At 55.4% G+C, this 16,225-nt stretch carries 12 protein-coding genes, 4 tRNA genes and 1 rRNA gene; all 17 read right to left on the bottom strand.

The annotated features are described in order from the left end of the window. Nucleotides 1–91: 91 nt before the first annotated feature. Nucleotides 92–4,291: a DNA-directed RNA polymerase subunit beta' gene (gene rpoC, locus CAF80_RS25590; RefSeq protein ID WP_007957594.1), complete on the bottom strand. Its 4,200-nt coding sequence runs from the start codon at nucleotides 4,289–4,291 to the stop codon at nucleotides 92–94. 63 nt (nucleotides 4,292–4,354) lie between these two features. Further along, entirely contained in the window at nucleotides 4,355–8,428 is a 4,074-nt protein-coding gene (gene rpoB / locus CAF80_RS25595; protein WP_039772428.1) for a DNA-directed RNA polymerase subunit beta, read from the bottom strand. A gap of 220 nt (nucleotides 8,429–8,648) precedes the next feature. Continuing rightward, nucleotides 8,649–9,014: a 50S ribosomal protein L7/L12 gene (rplL, locus tag CAF80_RS25600; protein ID WP_007957596.1), complete on the bottom strand. Its 366-nt coding sequence runs from the start codon at nucleotides 9,012–9,014 to the stop codon at nucleotides 8,649–8,651. Nucleotides 9,015–9,093: 79 nt separating this feature from the next. Continuing rightward, entirely contained in the window at nucleotides 9,094–9,594 is a 501-nt protein-coding gene (rplJ, locus tag CAF80_RS25605; protein WP_007957597.1) for a 50S ribosomal protein L10, read from the bottom strand. Between the two features lie 198 nt (nucleotides 9,595–9,792). Then, nucleotides 9,793–10,488, bottom strand: a complete 696-nt coding sequence (gene rplA / locus CAF80_RS25610) for a 50S ribosomal protein L1 (RefSeq protein WP_003228754.1) — start codon at nucleotides 10,486–10,488, stop codon at nucleotides 9,793–9,795. Beyond that, nucleotides 10,488–10,919 carry a 50S ribosomal protein L11 gene (rplK, locus tag CAF80_RS25615; RefSeq protein WP_003228756.1) on the bottom strand — a complete coding sequence of 144 codons (432 nt, stop codon included), beginning with the start codon at nucleotides 10,917–10,919 and terminating at the stop codon, nucleotides 10,488–10,490. The genes rplA and rplK overlap by 1 nt, the downstream gene beginning before the upstream one ends. 117 nt (nucleotides 10,920–11,036) lie before the next feature. Beyond that, nucleotides 11,037–11,570, bottom strand: coding sequence for a transcription termination/antitermination protein NusG (nusG, locus tag CAF80_RS25620; RefSeq protein ID WP_007957598.1), 534 nt, complete (start codon nucleotides 11,568–11,570; stop codon nucleotides 11,037–11,039). A 9-nt stretch (nucleotides 11,571–11,579) separates the two neighbouring features. Further along, nucleotides 11,580–11,948 carry a preprotein translocase subunit SecE gene (gene secE, locus CAF80_RS25625; RefSeq protein ID WP_007957600.1) on the bottom strand — a complete coding sequence of 123 codons (369 nt, stop codon included), beginning with the start codon at nucleotides 11,946–11,948 and terminating at the stop codon, nucleotides 11,580–11,582. 45 nt (nucleotides 11,949–11,993) lie between these two features. Continuing rightward, a tRNA-Trp gene (locus tag CAF80_RS25630) sits at nucleotides 11,994–12,069 on the bottom strand. A 53-nt stretch (nucleotides 12,070–12,122) separates the two neighbouring features. After that, on the bottom strand, nucleotides 12,123–13,316 hold the full coding sequence (tuf, locus tag CAF80_RS25635; protein WP_010220303.1) for an elongation factor Tu: 1,194 nt from the start codon (nucleotides 13,314–13,316) through the stop codon (nucleotides 12,123–12,125). Nucleotides 13,317–13,401: 85 nt separating this feature from the next. Continuing rightward, nucleotides 13,402–13,477 (bottom strand) — tRNA-Thr (locus CAF80_RS25640). Nucleotides 13,478–13,503: 26 nt separating this feature from the next. Next, nucleotides 13,504–13,577: transfer RNA gene (locus tag CAF80_RS25645), tRNA-Gly, on the bottom strand. Nucleotides 13,578–13,602: 25 nt separating this feature from the next. Further along, nucleotides 13,603–13,687, bottom strand: a tRNA-Tyr gene (locus CAF80_RS25650). 143 nt (nucleotides 13,688–13,830) lie between these two features. Then, nucleotides 13,831–14,271 carry a hypothetical protein gene (locus CAF80_RS25655; protein ID WP_074692370.1) on the bottom strand — a complete coding sequence of 147 codons (441 nt, stop codon included), beginning with the start codon at nucleotides 14,269–14,271 and terminating at the stop codon, nucleotides 13,831–13,833. A gap of 7 nt (nucleotides 14,272–14,278) precedes the next feature. Further along, on the bottom strand, nucleotides 14,279–15,028 hold the full coding sequence (locus CAF80_RS25660) for a pantothenate kinase (RefSeq protein ID WP_039773325.1): 750 nt from the start codon (nucleotides 15,026–15,028) through the stop codon (nucleotides 14,279–14,281). After that, nucleotides 15,018–15,971, bottom strand: coding sequence for a bifunctional biotin--[acetyl-CoA-carboxylase] ligase/biotin operon repressor BirA (gene birA, locus CAF80_RS25665; protein ID WP_074692372.1), 954 nt, complete (start codon nucleotides 15,969–15,971; stop codon nucleotides 15,018–15,020). Before birA ends, CAF80_RS25660 begins: the two co-directional genes overlap by 11 nt. Nucleotides 15,972–16,103: 132 nt before the next feature. Beyond that, a 5S ribosomal RNA gene (gene rrf, locus CAF80_RS25670) occupies nucleotides 16,104–16,219 on the bottom strand. Nucleotides 16,220–16,225: the final 6 nt, after the last annotated feature.

A 16,225-nucleotide genomic window follows, 5' to 3' on the forward strand; every position in this document is an offset into this window, starting at 1 on the left:
AGGCCCCGACCTCCCCGCTCGTCGAACCTCGACAAATTGTCTCGATTCGATGAACGGCTTGATCAGGGCCTCAGCTCATTTTTCGCAGAACTCAGTTACCGCTCGAGTTCAGCGCTTCGGTCAGTGCAGCTTCCACTTCACTGGCGCTTACGCGCAACGGCTTGTCCGCATCACGACGACGCTTGCGCTCGCTGTGATAAGCCAGACCGGTACCGGCCGGGATCAGACGACCCACGACCACGTTTTCTTTCAGGCCGCGCAGGTAATCGCGCTTGCCGGTTACCGCCGCTTCGGTCAGTACGCGGGTGGTTTCCTGGAAGGAAGCCGCCGAGATGAACGATTCGGTCGACAACGACGCCTTGGTGATACCCAGCAGAACGCGGGTGAACTTGGAAACAAACTTGTCTTCCGCATTCAGACGCTCGTTCTCTACCAGAACGTGAGTCAGTTCCATCTGGTCGCCCTTGATGAAGCTGGAATCGCCGGACTCGGAGATCTCAACTTTACGCAGCATCTGACGCAGGATGGTCTCGATGTGCTTGTCGTTGATCTTCACGCCTTGCAGACGATAAACGTCCTGGATCTCGTTGACGATGTACTTGGCCAGCGCGCTCACACCCAGCAGACGCAGGATGTCGTGCGGATCGCTCGGACCGTCGGAGATAACTTCGCCGCGGTTTACCTGTTCGCCTTCGAACACGTTCAGGTGACGCCACTTCGGAATCAGCTCTTCGTACGGATCGCTACCGTCGTTCGGGGTAATGACCAGACGGCGCTTGCCTTTGGTCTCTTTACCGAACGCGATGGTGCCGCTGACTTCAGCCAGAATCGACGCTTCTTTCGGACGACGGGCTTCGAACAGGTCGGCAACACGCGGCAGACCACCGGTGATGTCACGGGTTTTCGAAGTTTCTTGCGGGATACGAGCGATAACATCACCGATCGCAATCTTCGCACCGTCCGCAACACCGACCAGGGCGTTGGCTGGCAGGAAGTACTGAGCGATAACGTCAGTGCCTGGCAGCAACAGATCCTTGCCGTTGTCATCAACCATCTTCACCGCAGGACGGATGTCCTTGCCGGCAGCCGGACGGTCTTTGGCATCGAGTACTTCAATGTTGGTCATACCGGTCAATTCGTCAGTCTGACGCTTGATCGTGATGCCTTCTTCCATGCCCACGTAGGTCACGGTACCTTTCATTTCGGTAACGATCGGGTGAGTGTGCGGATCCCACTTGGCCACGATTGCGCCAGCGTCGACCTTGTCACCTTCTTTAACCGAAATCACGGCACCGTACGGCAGCTTGTAACGCTCGCGCTCACGACCGAAGTCGTCAGCGATTGCCAGCTCACCGGAACGAGACACAGCAACCAGGTTGCCATCCACACGCTCAACGTGTTTCAGGTTGTGCAGACGGACGGTACCGCCATTCTTCACCTGAACGCTGTCGGCTGCGGAAGTACGGCTTGCCGCACCACCGATGTGGAACGTACGCATCGTCAACTGGGTACCCGGCTCACCGATGGACTGGGCAGCGATAACGCCGACCGCTTCACCGATGTTCACCTGGTGACCACGAGCCAGGTCACGGCCGTAGCACTTGGCGCAAATGCCATAGCGGGTTTCGCAGCTGATCGGCGAACGCACGATCACTTCGTCGATGCTGTTCAGCTCGATGAACTCAACCCACTTCTCGTCTACCAGAGTGCCTGCAGGAACGATAACGTCCTCGGTACCCGGCTTGAATACGTCACGGGCGATGACACGACCCAATACGCGCTCACCCAACGGTTCTACAACGTCACCGCCTTCAATGTGCGGAGTCATCAGCAGACCGTGTTCGGTGCCGCAATCGATCTCGGTCACGACCAGATCCTGCGCCACGTCTACCAGACGACGAGTCAGGTAACCGGAGTTCGCAGTTTTCAACGCGGTATCCGCCAGACCTTTACGAGCACCGTGAGTCGAGATGAAGTACTGGAGTACGCTCAGACCTTCACGGAAGTTCGCAGTAATCGGCGTTTCAATGATGGAACCGTCCGGCTTGGCCATCAGACCACGCATACCGGCCAGCTGACGAATCTGTGCTGCGGAACCCCGCGCACCCGAGTCGGCCATCATGTACATCGAGTTGAACGATTCTTGCTCGACTTCGTCGCCGTGACGGTCGATGACTTTCTCTTTCGAGAGGTTGGCCATCATCGCCTTGGAGACTTCGTCGTTCGCTTTCGACCAAAGGTCGATCACTTTGTTGTACTTCTCGCCCTGGGTTACCAGGCCGGAGGCGTACTGGCTCTCGATTTCTTTCACTTCGTCGGTGGCAGCACCGATGATGCGGGCTTTTTCGTCCGGGATAACGAAGTCGTTAACACCGATGGAAACGCCGGAGATGGTCGAGTAGGCAAAACCGGTGTACATCAACTGGTCAGCGAAGATCACGGTCTCTTTCAGACCAACCACGCGGTAGCACTGGTTGATCAGCTTGGAGATCGCCTTTTTCTTCATCGGCAGGTTGACGACGTCGAACGACAGACCTTTTGGCACAACCTGGAACAGCAGCGCACGGCCGACAGTGGTGTCGACGATACGGGTGTTGTTCACGCTGTTGCCGTCACGATCGTTCACGGTTTCGTTGATACGAACCTTGATCTTGGCGTGCAGTGCGGCTTCGCCGGCACGGAACACACGGTCAACTTCCTGCAGATCCGCGAACACACGACCTTCGCCCTTGGCGTTGATCGCTTCACGAGTCATGTAGTAGAGACCCAATACAACGTCCTGCGACGGAACGATGATTGGCTCACCGTTGGCTGGCGACAGAATGTTGTTGGTCGACATCATCAACGCACGCGCTTCGAGCTGGGCTTCCAGCGTCAGCGGTACGTGCACGGCCATTTGGTCGCCGTCGAAGTCGGCGTTGTACGCGGCGCAGACCAGCGGGTGCAGCTGGATAGCCTTACCTTCGATCAGTACCGGTTCAAACGCCTGGATACCCAGACGGTGAAGGGTCGGTGCACGGTTGAGAAGAACCGGGTGTTCGCGAATAACTTCAGCGAGAACGTCCCAAACTTCCGGCAGCTCGCGCTCGACCATTTTCTTGGCCGCTTTGATGGTGGTCGCCAGACCACGCATTTCCAGCTTGCCGAAAATGAATGGCTTGAACAGCTCGAGAGCCATCTTCTTCGGCAGACCGCACTGGTGCAGACGCAGGGTCGGACCTACGGTAATTACCGAACGACCGGAGTAGTCAACACGCTTACCGAGCAAGTTCTGACGGAAACGACCTTGCTTACCCTTGATCATGTCAGCCAGGGATTTCAGAGGACGCTTGTTGGAACCTGTGATAGCGCGGCCACGACGACCGTTGTCGAGCAGTGCATCGACAGCTTCCTGCAACATACGCTTTTCGTTGCGCACGATGATGTCCGGAGCGGACAGATCCAGCAGGCGCTTCAAACGGTTGTTACGGTTGATCACTCGACGATACAAGTCGTTGAGGTCGGAAGTCGCGAAACGACCGCCATCCAGCGGGACCAGTGGACGCAGATCTGGCGGCAGAACCGGCAGAACGGTCAGCACCATCCACTCTGGCAGGTTGCCGGAACCCTGGAAGGCTTCCATCAACTTCAGACGCTTGGACAGCTTCTTGATCTTGGTTTCGGAGTTGGTTTGCGGAATCTCTTCACGCAGACGGCCAATCTCGTGTTCCAGGTCGATAGCGTGCAGCAGTTCACGGACAGCTTCAGCACCCATGCGGGCGTCGAAATCGTCACCGAACTCTTCCAGCGCTTCGAAGTACTGCTCGTCGTTCAGCAACTGACCTTTTTCAAGAGTGGTCATGCCCGGATCGATAACGACATAGCTCTCGAAGTAGAGAACGCGTTCGATATCACGCAGGGTCATGTCCATCAGCAGGCCGATACGGGACGGCAGCGATTTCAGGAACCAGATGTGGGCAACCGGCGAAGCCAGTTCGATGTGCGCCATGCGCTCACGACGAACCTTGGCCAGTGCAACTTCAACGCCGCACTTCTCGCAGATCACACCACGGTGCTTCAAGCGCTTGTACTTACCGCACAGGCACTCGTAATCCTTTACCGGGCCAAAGATCTTGGCGCAGAACAGACCGTCACGCTCAGGTTTGAACGTACGGTAGTTGATGGTTTCCGGCTTTTTAACTTCACCGAACGACCACGAGCGGATCATCTCAGGCGAGGCCAATCCGATACGGATGGCGTCGAACTCTTCGACTTGACCCTGGTTTTTCAGCAAATTCAGTAGGTCTTTCAAGGCCTTTCCTCCTGGCGGAGCAGAGAGCGGGCAATCCTGCCCCGCTCTCGATCGCGTCACGTGTTATTCGGTTTCCAGATCGATATCGATGCCGAGGGAACGAATTTCCTTGATCAACACGTTGAAGGACTCGGGCATGCCCGGCTCCATACGGTGATCGCCGTCCACGATGTTTTTGTACATCTTGGTCCGGCCGTTCACATCGTCCGACTTCACTGTGAGCATTTCTTGCAGAGTGTAAGCAGCACCGTATGCTTCCAGTGCCCAGACCTCCATCTCCCCGAAACGCTGACCACCGAACTGCGCCTTACCACCCAGCGGCTGCTGGGTAACCAGGCTGTACGAACCGGTAGAACGCGCATGCATCTTGTCGTCTACCAAGTGGTTCAGCTTCAGCATGTACATGTAGCCAACGGTAACTGGACGCTCGAACTTGTTGCCGGTACGGCCGTCGGTCAGCTGCATCTGGCCGCTTTCTGGCAGGTCTGCCAGTTTCAGCATGGCCTTGATTTCGCTTTCCTTGGCACCGTCGAACACTGGAGTGGCCATTGGAACACCGCCACGCAGGTTCTTCGCCAGATCCAGGATTTCCTGATCGGAGAAGCTGTCCAGATCTTCGTTACGACCGCCGATCTGGTTGTAGATCTCGTCCAGGAAAGTACGCAGTTCAGCGACTTTACGCTGCTCTTCGACCATCCGGTTGATCTTCTCGCCCAGACCTTTGGCCGCGAGGCCGAGGTGGGTTTCAAGGATCTGACCAACGTTCATACGCGAAGGTACGCCCAGTGGATTGAGGACGACGTCGACCGGTGTGCCATTGGCATCGTGCGGCATGTCTTCAACCGGCATGATCACGGAGACCACACCTTTGTTACCGTGACGACCGGCCATCTTGTCGCCCGGCTGGATGCGACGACGGATTGCCAGGTAAACCTTGACGATTTTCAGCACACCTGGAGCCAGGTCATCGCCCTGCTGCAGTTTGCGCTTCTTGTCTTCGAACTTGTCGTCCAGCAGACGGCGACGATCAACGATGTAGGCCTGGGCCTTCTCGAGCTGCTCGTTCAGAGCATCTTCAGCCATGCGCAGTTTGAACCACTGACCATGCTCAAGACCGTCGAGTACTTCGTCGGTGATGTCCTGACCTTTCTTCAGGCCCGCGCCACCCTCAGCCTTGTGGCCTACCAGAGCGGAACGCAGACGCTCGAAGGTCGCGCCTTCAACGATGCGGAACTCTTCGTTCAGATCCTTGCGGATCTCGTCCAGCTGGGACTTCTCGATCGACAGGGCACGAGCATCACGCTCAACGCCGTCACGAGTGAAGACCTGTACGTCGATGACAGTACCTTTGGTGCCGGTGGGCACACGCAGGGAAGTGTCTTTAACGTCGCTGGCTTTCTCACCGAAGATTGCGCGCAGCAGTTTTTCTTCCGGAGTGAGTTGGGTCTCGCCTTTCGGAGTGACCTTACCTACCAGGATGTCGCCTGCGCCGACTTCAGCACCTACGTAAACGATACCGGCTTCGTCCAGCTTGTTCAGTGCAGCTTCACCCACGTTAGGGATGTCCGCAGTGATTTCCTCTGGGCCAAGCTTGGTGTCACGAGCCACACAGGTCAGTTCCTGAATGTGGATCGTGGTGAAACGGTCTTCCTGAACCACACGCTCGGACAGGCAGATGGAGTCTTCGAAGTTGAAGCCGTTCCATGCCATGAACGCGATGCGCATGTTCTGACCCAGCGCCAGTTCACCCATGTCGGTGGACGGACCGTCGGCCATGATGTCGCCACGCTGAACACGATCACCCTTGCTCACCAGCGGACGCTGGTTGATGCAGGTGTTCTGGTTCGAGCGGGTGTATTTGGTCAGGTTGTAGATGTCGACACCAGCTTCGCCGGTTTCAACTTCGTCATCGGCAACGCGAACCACGATACGGCTGGCATCAACAGAGTCGATCACGCCGCCACGACGAGCCACGACGCAAACGCCGGAGTCGCGAGCCACGTTACGCTCCATGCCGGTACCGACCAGCGGCTTGTCAGCGCGCAGGGTTGGTACAGCTTGACGCTGCATGTTCGAACCCATCAACGCACGGTTGGCGTCGTCGTGCTCGAGGAACGGAATCAGCGACGCTGCAACCGAAACAACCTGCTTCGGCGAAACGTCCATCAAGGTGACGTCTTCCGGCGCCTTGACGGTGAATTCGTTCAGGTGACGTACGGCAACCAGTTCGTCGATCAGTACTTTCTGCTCGTTCATGGTCGCCGAAGCCTGCGCGATCACGTGATCGGCTTCTTCAATGGCGGACAGGAACACGATGTCGTCGGTGACCACACCCTCTTTCACCACGCGGTACGGGCTCTCGAGGAAGCCGTACTGGTTGGTGCGAGCGTAAGCAGCCAGCGAGTTGATCAGACCGATGTTCGGACCTTCAGGCGTTTCAATCGGGCAGACACGACCGTAGTGAGTCGGGTGTACGTCACGGACTTCGAAGCCCGCGCGCTCACGAGTCAGACCGCCAGGGCCGAGTGCAGAGACACGACGCTTGTGGGTGATCTCGGACAGCGGGTTGTTCTGGTCCATGAACTGCGACAGCTGGCTGGAACCGAAGAACTCTTTCACCGCCGCAGCCACTGGCTTGGCGTTGATCAGGTCTTGCGGCATCAGGCCTTCGCTTTCAGCCATCGACAGACGCTCTTTGACCGCACGCTCAACACGTACCAGGCCAACGCGGAACTGGTTCTCGGCCATTTCGCCTACGCAGCGAACACGACGGTTACCCAGGTGGTCGATGTCGTCGACGATGCCTTTACCGTTACGGATGTCGACCAGAGTCTTCAGTACCGCGACGATGTCTTCCTTGCACAGCACGCCCGAACCTTCGATCTCGGTACGACCGATACGACGGTTGAACTTCATCCGGCCGACCGCAGACAGGTCATAGCGCTCAGGGCTGAAGAACAGGTTGTTGAACAGGGTCTCGGCAGCGTCTTTGGTTGGCGGCTCGCCTGGACGCATCATGCGATAGATCTCGACCAGCGCTTCCAATTGGTTGCTGGTGGAGTCGATCTTCAGAGTGTCGGAGACGAACGGACCGCAGTCGATGTCGTTGGTGTACAGAGTTTCGATGCGTACGACGCCGGCCTTGGCGATTTTCGCCAGGATCTCGGTCGACAGCTCGGTATTGCACTCTGCCAGGATCTCACCGGTAGCCGGGTGCACGATCGCCTTGGCGGTGGTACGACCCAGAACGTAATCCAGAGGCACGTCCAGCTCTTTGATCCCGGCTTTTTCCAGCTGGTTGATGTGGCGGGCAGTAATACGACGGCCCTGCTCAACAATCACCTTGCCTTTGTCGTCCTGGATGTCGAGAACAGCAACTTCACCACGCAGGCGCTGAGGCACCAGCTCCAGGCTCAGGCCTTCGCCTTTCACGTGGAATACGTTGGTGGTGTAGAACGCGTCCAGCACTTCCTCGGTGGTATAACCAAGCGCGCGCAGCAGTACCGAGGCTGGCAGCTTGCGACGACGGTCGATACGCACGAATACGCAGTCTTTCGGGTCGAACTCGAAGTCCAGCCACGAACCGCGGTAAGGAATGATGCGCGCGGAGTACAGCAGTTTGCCGGAGCTGTGCGTCTTGCCACGGTCGTGGTCGAAGAACACGCCCGGGGAACGGTGCAGCTGGGAAACGATAACACGCTCGGTACCGTTGATTACAAAGGTACCGTTCTCAGTCATCAATGGGATTTCACCCATGTAGACTTCTTGCTCTTTGATGTCCTTGATCGCTTTGTTCGACGATTCTTTGTCGAAAATGATCAGGCGCACTTTTACCCGCAAAGGTACGGCGAAAGTTACACCGCGCAATACGCATTCTTTGACATCAAATGCCGGTTCGCCCAGGCGATAACCGACGTACTCCAGCGCAGCATTGCCGGAGTAGCTGATGATCGGGAAAACGGATTTGAAGGCCGCATGCAGGCCCACGTCGCGGAACTGATCTTTAGTCGCTCCCGCTTGCAAGAATTCACGATACGAATCCAGCTGGATGGCCAGGAGGTAAGGCACATCCATGACGTCCGGCAACTTGCTAAAGTCCTTGCGGATACGTTTTTTCTCAGTATATGAGTAAGCCATCAGCGTTCCCCAGCTTGGTCACCTGCTTGTTTGGCCCCTCCCGACGGGAGCAGCCAGAAAATCGTGCAAACCCCATGGTTTGCGCCACCGCATCGGGTGGTTACAGCTCGTTATCGACACCGACCCAGTCGGCTGCCAATAACGGAAAAAGGCCGGTGGCAAGAGCCACCAGCCATCAGCCTGTCGCTTGACGCTCGGGCTGGAGGAGCAAAGTCGATGCTTACTTCAGCTCGACTTTAGCGCCTGCTTCTTCCAGCTTCTTCTTAGCGTCTTCAGCAGCTTCTTTCGAAACGCCTTCAGCTACAACCTGAGGAGCGCCGTCGACTTTCTCTTTGGCTTCTTTCAGGCCCAGACCGGTCAGTTCACGAACTGCCTTGATCACGTTTACTTTCTTCTCGCCGGCTTCAACCAGAACAACGTTGAACTCGGTTTGCTCTTCAACAACAGCGGCAGCAGCAGCTGGACCAGCAGCAGCAACAGCAGCGGTCACGCCGAAGGTTTCTTCCATTGCTTTGATCAGCTCAACAACTTCCAGAACGGTTTTCTGGCCGATTGCTTCGATGATTTGTTCGTTAGTCAGAGACATGACTCAATTCCTGATTTGGTGGACAGCCTGTACGGCCGTCGAAATAAACAAAAATACGCGAGAGTGGAAACGCTCAGCCTCAGGCTGCAGCTGCTTCTTTCTGATCGCGAATTGCCGCCAGAGTACGAGCCAGCTTGCTGGTAGCGCCTTGAATCACGCTCATCAGTTTCGCAATAGCTTCGTCGCGAGTTGGCAGGCTTGCCAGCACGTCGATCTCATTCGCTGCGAGGAACTTGCCCTCGAACGAAGCTGCCTTGATCTCGAACTTGTCCTGACCCTTGGCAAATTCCTTGAACAGACGAGCAGCAGCGCCCGGGTGTTCGTTGGAGAATGCAATCAGGGTCGGGCCGGTGAACACGTCGTTGAGGACACTGTAAGGAGTGTCAGCAACAGCGCGCTTGAGCAGGGTGTTACGTACAACACGTACGTAAACGCCAGCTTCACGAGCCTCTTTACGGAGTCCGGTCATTGCGCCTACTGTTACGCCACGGGCATCAACCACGACAGCGGACAGAGCGACTTTGGCAGCCTCGTTGACTTCAGCGACGATGGCCTTCTTGTCTTCGAGATTAATTGCCACGGGTTTAACTCCTGCTTGTTACCGTTTCATTCGATCGAAACCGAATGTCGTTTTGGTGTCTGATTCGGTAAGGAACCGGGAGCACCATCTGCGTAGGCTTGAGGTTTAAGACTTGCGTCGCCTACGGTCTTGGATAGCCCCCGCCAGGCAGGGACCCCAATCTTTCAATTGGCGCAGTCAACTGCGCCAATTTTTGTCTTATGCGTCCAGCGAGCTCTGATCGATGACCAGACCTGGGCCCATAGTGGTGCTCAGGGTAACGCGCTTGACGTAGATACCTTTCGAAGAAGCTGGCTTGATACGCTTCAGATCAGCGATCAGGGCTTCAACGTTTTCCTTCAGCTTGACGGCATCGAAGCCGATCTTGCCAACGGAAGTGTGAATGATGCCGTTTTTGTCGGTGCGATAACGAACCTGACCAGCCTTGGCATTTTTAACCGCGGTAGCGACGTCTGGGGTAACAGTGCCGACTTTCGGGTTAGGCATCAGACCACGTGGACCGAGGATCTGACCCAGTTGACCTACAACGCGCATGGCATCCGGGGATGCGATCACTACGTCATAGTTCAGGTCGCCGCCTTTCATTTCGGCAGCCAGGTCGTCCATACCTACACGGTCAGCGCCGGCAGCCAGAGCGGCCTCAGCAGCTGGACCCTGGGTGAACACAGCAACGCGAACAGTCTTGCCAGTGCCGTGTGGCAGCACAGTAGCGCTACGAACAACCTGGTCGGATTTACGCGGGTCTACGCCCAGGTTTACAGCTACGTCGAACGACTCGCTGAACTTGACAGTCGACAGCTCGGCCAGCAGTGCAGCGGCGTCTACAATGTTGTAAGCCTTGCCTGCTTCGATTTTGCCGGCGATAGCCTTTTGACGCTTGGTCAGCTTAGCCATTACACACCCTCCACGTTAAGGCCCATGCTACGAGCAGAACCGGCGATAGTACGCACGGCTGCATCCATATCAGCTGCAGTCAGATCCGCGTTTTTGGTTTTCGCGATTTCTTCCAGCTGAGCACGGGTAACAGTGCCAACCTTAACGGTGTTCGGACGAGCGGAACCGCTGGTCAGACCGGCCGCCTTCTTCAGCAGAACCGAAGCAGGGGTGGATTTGGTTTCGAAAGTGAAGCTACGGTCGCTGTAGACCGTGATGATCACTGGAGTCGGCAGACCAGCTTCCAGACCCTGGGTACGGGCGTTGAAAGCTTTGCAGAATTCCATGATGTTCACGCCGTGCTGACCCAGAGCAGGACCAACAGGTGGACTTGGGTTAGCCTGAGCGGCCTTCACTTGCAGCTTGATGTAAGCGGTAATCTTCTTGGCCATGAGGCACTCCAATTACGGGTTCGAACGCCTCGAAAGGCTCCCCGGTTACTTGCGCGTTTATCCCAGTGACGACAAAACCCCACAGCCTAGGGCTGCGGGGTTGGGATGCTTGCTCAGCTAGACCTTTTCGACCTGACTGAACTCCAACTCTACCGGAGTAGAGCGTCCGAAAATGAGCACTGCCACTTGGATCCGGCTCTTTTCGTAGTTAACTTCTTCAACAACGCCGTTAAAGTCAGCGAACGGCCCGTCATTGACTCGAACGGTTTCGCCTGGCTCGAACAACGTCTTCGGCTTCGGCTTGTCGCTACCGTCGGCAACGCGACGCAAAATCGCCTCAGCTTCTTTATCGGTGATTGGTGCCGGCTTATCAGCAGTACCGCCGATAAAACCCATCACCCGAGGAGTATCCTTGACCAAGTGCCAAGTACCCTCGTTCATATCCATCTGAACCAGCACATAACCTGGGAAGAATTTGCGCTCGCTTTTGCGTTTCTGGCCATTACGCATTTCAACCACTTCTTCAGTGGGAACCAGAATTTCGCCGAAGCCATCTTCCATGCCAGCCAGCTTTACACGCTCGATCAACGAACGCATTACATGCTTCTCGTAACCCGAGTAAGCATGCACAACGTACCAACGCTTAGCCACGGGACACCCTTAGCCGACAATCAAGGAAACAAGCCAGCCGAGCAGGGAATCAAGCCCCCACAACAGCAACGCCATAACCAGAACAACAGCCACAACAATCAGCGTGGTCTGCGTGGTTTCTTGGCGAGTTGGCCATACGACTTTACGAATCTCGGTGCGAGCTTCCTTAACCAGTACAAAGAAAGACTTGCCCTTGGCAGTCTGCAGACCTACAAAGGCGGCTACAGCAGCAATGACAAGCAATGCGAGTACACGGTACAGGATCGGCGAAGCAGCGTAATACTGATTACCGACAACGCCAACAATTACCAAAGCGACTACGACGAGCCACTTGAGTAAATCGAAGCGAGAGCCTTGAGCTTCAGCTTTAGGAGTCATCTATGAAGATCCTGTGAAAAGAAAGCCAGACACACCAAGTGAATCTGGCAGGTCAGGAGGGAATCGAACCCCCAACCTACGGTTTTGGAGACCGTCGCTCTGCCAATTGAGCTACTGACCTAAAACAAAATCAGGCCGACCATTATGCCGGCCTGAAAAAGACATTACAACTGTTTACTCGATGATCTTAGCCACGACGCCAGCACCAACGGTACGGCCGCCTTCACGGATTGCGAAACGCAGACCGTCTTCCATCGCGATGGTTTTGATCAGGGTAACAGTCATCTGAATGTTGTCACCTGGCATTACCATTTCAACGCCTTCTGGCAGCTCGCAGTTACCAGTCACGTCAGTAGTACGGAAGTAGAACTGTGGACGGTAGCCTTTGAAGAACGGAGTGTGACGACCGCCCTCTTCCTTGCTCAGAACGTAAACTTCTGCGGTGAACTTGGTGTGCGGCTTAACCGAACCCGGCTTAACCAGAACCTGACCACGCTCAACGTCGTCACGCTTGGTACCACGCAGCAGAACGCCGCAGTTCTCGCCAGCACGACCTTCATCCAGCAGCTTGCGGAACATCTCAACACCGGTGCAGGTGGTGGTGGTGGTGTCACGCAGACCAACGATTTCCAGGGCGTCCTGAACGCGAACGATACCGCGCTCGATACGGCCAGTTACAACAGTACCGCGACCCGAGATCGAGAACACGTCTTCGATTGGCATCAGGAACGGCTTGTCGATAGCACGCTCTGGCTCTGGGATGTAGCTGTCCAGAGTTTCCACCAGCTTCTTAACAGCGGTGGTGCCCATTTCGTTGTCGTCTTTGCCTTCCAGCGCCATACGAGCAGAACCGATGATGATCGGAGTGTCGTCGCCTGGGAAGTCATAGGTGGACAGCAGGTCGCGAACTTCCATCTCAACCAGTTCCAGCAGCTCAGCGTCGTCTACCAGGTCAGCCTTGTTCAGGAAAACCACGATGTACGGAACGCCTACCTGACGGGACAGCAGGATGTGCTCACGGGTTTGTGGCATCGGACCATCAGCGGCCGAGCAAACCAGGATCGCGCCGTCCATCTGCGCAGCACCAGTGATCATGTTCTTCACGTAGTCAGCGTGACCTGGGCAGTCAACGTGAGCGTAGTGACGAATGTTCGAGTTGTACTCAACGTGCGCGGTGTTGATGGTGATACCGCGAGCTTTTTCTTCTGGCGCGCTGTCGATCTTGTCGAACTCAACTACGGCCGAACCGAAAACTTCGGAGCAGACGCGAGTCAGAGCAGCGGTCAACGTGGTTTTACCGTGGTCTACGTGACCGATGGTGCCAACGTTGACGTGCGGCAGGGAACGATCAAATTTTTCCTTAGCCATCGATATCACCCCTAACAGAAGAAATTGAGCAAACAACTTAAGCCATTAAAACAAAGGCAGATATTTTCATATCTGCCTTGTTATATGGAGCTCTTGAGCGGATTTGAACCGCTGACCTCACCCTTACCAAGGGTGTGCTCTACCAACTGAGCTACAAGAGCGTAACACTTTGCACAACCTGCAAACTTGGAGCGGGTAGCGGGAATCGAACCCGCATCATCAGCTTGGAAGGCTGAGGTTCTACCACTAAACTATACCCGCGGAGCCTGCAGCTCACGCTAAAATCTGGTGGAGGGAGAAGGATTCGAACCTTCGAAGTCGTAGACGTCAGATTTACAGTCTGATCCCTTTGGCCGCTCGGGAACCCCTCCTAATCAGGCCGGCATTCTATACTATGCCAACCCTCTGTCAAGCATTTTCTCATTTAAAAACCTGAGGTTAGCTGCGTTGACATCACTCTATCACATCAACCTTTTCAGGTCTTCGCTGTGGAGCGGGCGCCATTCTATGCAAACTATTCAGTAGGTGCAACCCCCTCGCACGGCATTATTTTATGTTTTAACCCATTGAATTCCTTGGAAAGGTTTCGTAGCTGAGCATCACCCAGTAAACGCTGGGTTTCGGGCGCAAGCTGGAACCAATATGAGCCGCCGGAAGACTCTTTTGACGAAGGAAGAGCTTTTGCTCCAAGCTCCGTCAAACGCTGCTCTAACGCCCGAGCGGACTCGGGACGCGCCAAACCACCTACGTAAAGACACTGCTCATCAGACTTTCCACCAGTCCTTTTTTCACGGGGAGCATCACCACCAGCCTCACTCAGCAAGCGAATATCCTGTTGCGAGCCACGATAAAGACTGAGCGGCGTGACATCCTTTGCGCGTAGCGGGGCCTCCTGCTGATGCCAGACGTAATAAAAAACATTGAGTACCAGAAGCAGAAGGAACAACCAACGCATACAAACCTCAGGACAAAGGACACGCCATAGCCAAACCCACGAACACCAAATCGGAAACAACCCGAGCGCCAGGCGCAACATCCGAGACCAGTTCGGCATCACCCCCCGTAATGAAGACACTGTAGTCATCACCCCAGTAGGAATGCGCCATCTCCAGCTGCGTCAATACGAACCCTCTGAGCATCAACGAACAGCCACGCTCTACAGCCTCAGCCGTGTTGCGCCCAGGAGCCTGACTGGTCAACGCTCGCTCCGCCGCGAGATCCCCATAGCGGATTTTTCGAGTATGAGTACGTAGCTGATTACGCATTAGCGGCATGCCAGGGCAAATGAAGCCCCCCAGATGATCACCGTCCGCCGAGATGAAATCGGCAGTCACCGCTGTCCCGAAATCTAGAACAAGACAAGCCCCTTTAGCCAAGTGAAAACCACCAAGCATCGCCAGCCAGCGATCGAGGCCAAGACGCTCATAATCGTCGTAACCATTCTTTACACCGGACATCTCGCGAGCAGGCGCCGCACAGACGACGGAAATGCCGAATTCACGCCTGAGCAAGCCAATCAGCAAATTAGTTTCATCTTCAGTTCTTACACTGACAAGGCGACATTTATCGAGAGATATTTTCTCAAGCGATCGAAGCCCCTCAACCAATGCCCCATCAGAATCGACCACACCTTCCGCGACCAAGACTCTCAGCTCGGCATTCAGTACCCGCCACTTAATAAAACTGTTTCCACAATCGAGCTCAAGAATCATCACGCAACCTCAAGCTGAGCTCACCACCACTAAAGACCTTTTCCACACCATCCACCTTTAGCCGCAGCGCGCCTTGATTATCGATTCCCAGCACCACACCATCTACCTTATTGACACCGGCAGTGAGAGAAACCGGCCGCCCTTGCCACAAATGGCTCGCCTCCCACTCCGCCTGAAGCGCAGAAAAGCCGCCCGATTGGTGACGCTGCAGATAGAGTTGCAACTGCTTACTCAGCTCAACCGCCAGAGCATTGCGATCACAAGACTTGCCCGACTCTAGGCGCATTGAAGTCCATTGCTGATCGACTTCGTCCGTAGCCTGCATGTTGACATTGATGCCTATGCCCAACACTACATGGCAAACGTCTGCTGGATCACCAACCAGCTCTAGCAGGATCCCGGCGATTTTTTTTCGTCCGACCAATACATCATTGGGCCACTTCAGCCCTGCACTTGGCACCCCTAGCACATGCAAGGCCTGCCTGACCGCCAAACCGACAACAAGACTTAGCCCCTCGAGCTGACGCATCCCACCATCGATGCGCAACACGAGACTGTAATAAAGGTTTTCGGCAAATGGACTCACCCATTTACGCCCCCTGCGCCCTCGCCCGGAACTCTGCCGTTCAGCCAGTATAAGAAAGGGCGCCACCCGTCCTCGATCTATCGCGCGCAGCGATTCCGCATTAGTTGAGTCGATGGAATCAAAGACACTGACAGACCAGTCAGCAATACTTTCCTCTATTTCGCGCGAGTCAAGCAGCGTCAGCGGCGAGGCCAATTGATAGCCCCGCCCTCGAACTTTATGTATGGATAACCCAAGCTCTGCTTCCAGATGCTGAAGCTGCTTCCACACCGCACTTCGACTAATTCCCAGGGCAACACCCAAGGCCTGACCGGAATGGAATCGACCATCCTTCAGAAGGTTCAACAACGTCAGCATGCTGATCTCGCCTCAAAATGAGGCCCGAATAATAGCCATGCACCAGGCCGCTGCATAGAATTCAAACGATCCATTTTCCTGCAGGCAAAACAAAACCCCAACTGCTTTCGCAATTGGGGTTTCGGAATTTAATCTTGACGATGACCTACTCTCACATGGGGAAACCCCACACTACCATCGGCGATGCATCGTTTCACTTCTGAGTTCGGGATGGGATCAGGTGGTTCCAACGCTCTATGGTCGTCAAGAAATTC

The organism is Pseudomonas sp. B34(2017) (assembly GCF_002112915.1).
Classification (GTDB): Bacteria; Pseudomonadota; Gammaproteobacteria; order Pseudomonadales; family Pseudomonadaceae; genus Aquipseudomonas; species Aquipseudomonas pharyngis.

What these genes read in the sequence shown, in the direction of transcription:
- rpoB (WP_039772428.1), bottom strand. Translation starts at nt 8,428, where the DNA reads ATGGCTTACTCATATACTGAGAAAAAACGTATCCGCAAGGACTTTAGC.
- rplL (WP_007957596.1), bottom strand. Translation starts at nt 9,014, where the DNA reads ATGTCTCTGACTAACGAACAAATCATCGAAGCAATCGGCCAGAAAACC.
- rplA (WP_003228754.1), bottom strand. Translation starts at nt 10,488, where the DNA reads ATGGCTAAGCTGACCAAGCGTCAAAAGGCTATCGCCGGCAAAATCGAA.
- rplK (WP_003228756.1), bottom strand. Translation starts at nt 10,919, where the DNA reads ATGGCCAAGAAGATTACCGCTTACATCAAGCTGCAAGTGAAGGCCGCT.
- secE (WP_007957600.1), bottom strand. Translation starts at nt 11,948, where the DNA reads ATGACTCCTAAAGCTGAAGCTCAAGGCTCTCGCTTCGATTTACTCAAG.
- tuf (WP_010220303.1), bottom strand. Translation starts at nt 13,316, where the DNA reads ATGGCTAAGGAAAAATTTGATCGTTCCCTGCCGCACGTCAACGTTGGC.
- CAF80_RS25655 (WP_074692370.1), bottom strand. Translation starts at nt 14,271, where the DNA reads ATGCGTTGGTTGTTCCTTCTGCTTCTGGTACTCAATGTTTTTTATTAC.
- CAF80_RS25660 (WP_039773325.1), bottom strand. Translation starts at nt 15,028, where the DNA reads ATGATTCTTGAGCTCGATTGTGGAAACAGTTTTATTAAGTGGCGGGTA.
- birA (WP_074692372.1), bottom strand. Translation starts at nt 15,971, where the DNA reads ATGCTGACGTTGTTGAACCTTCTGAAGGATGGTCGATTCCATTCCGGT.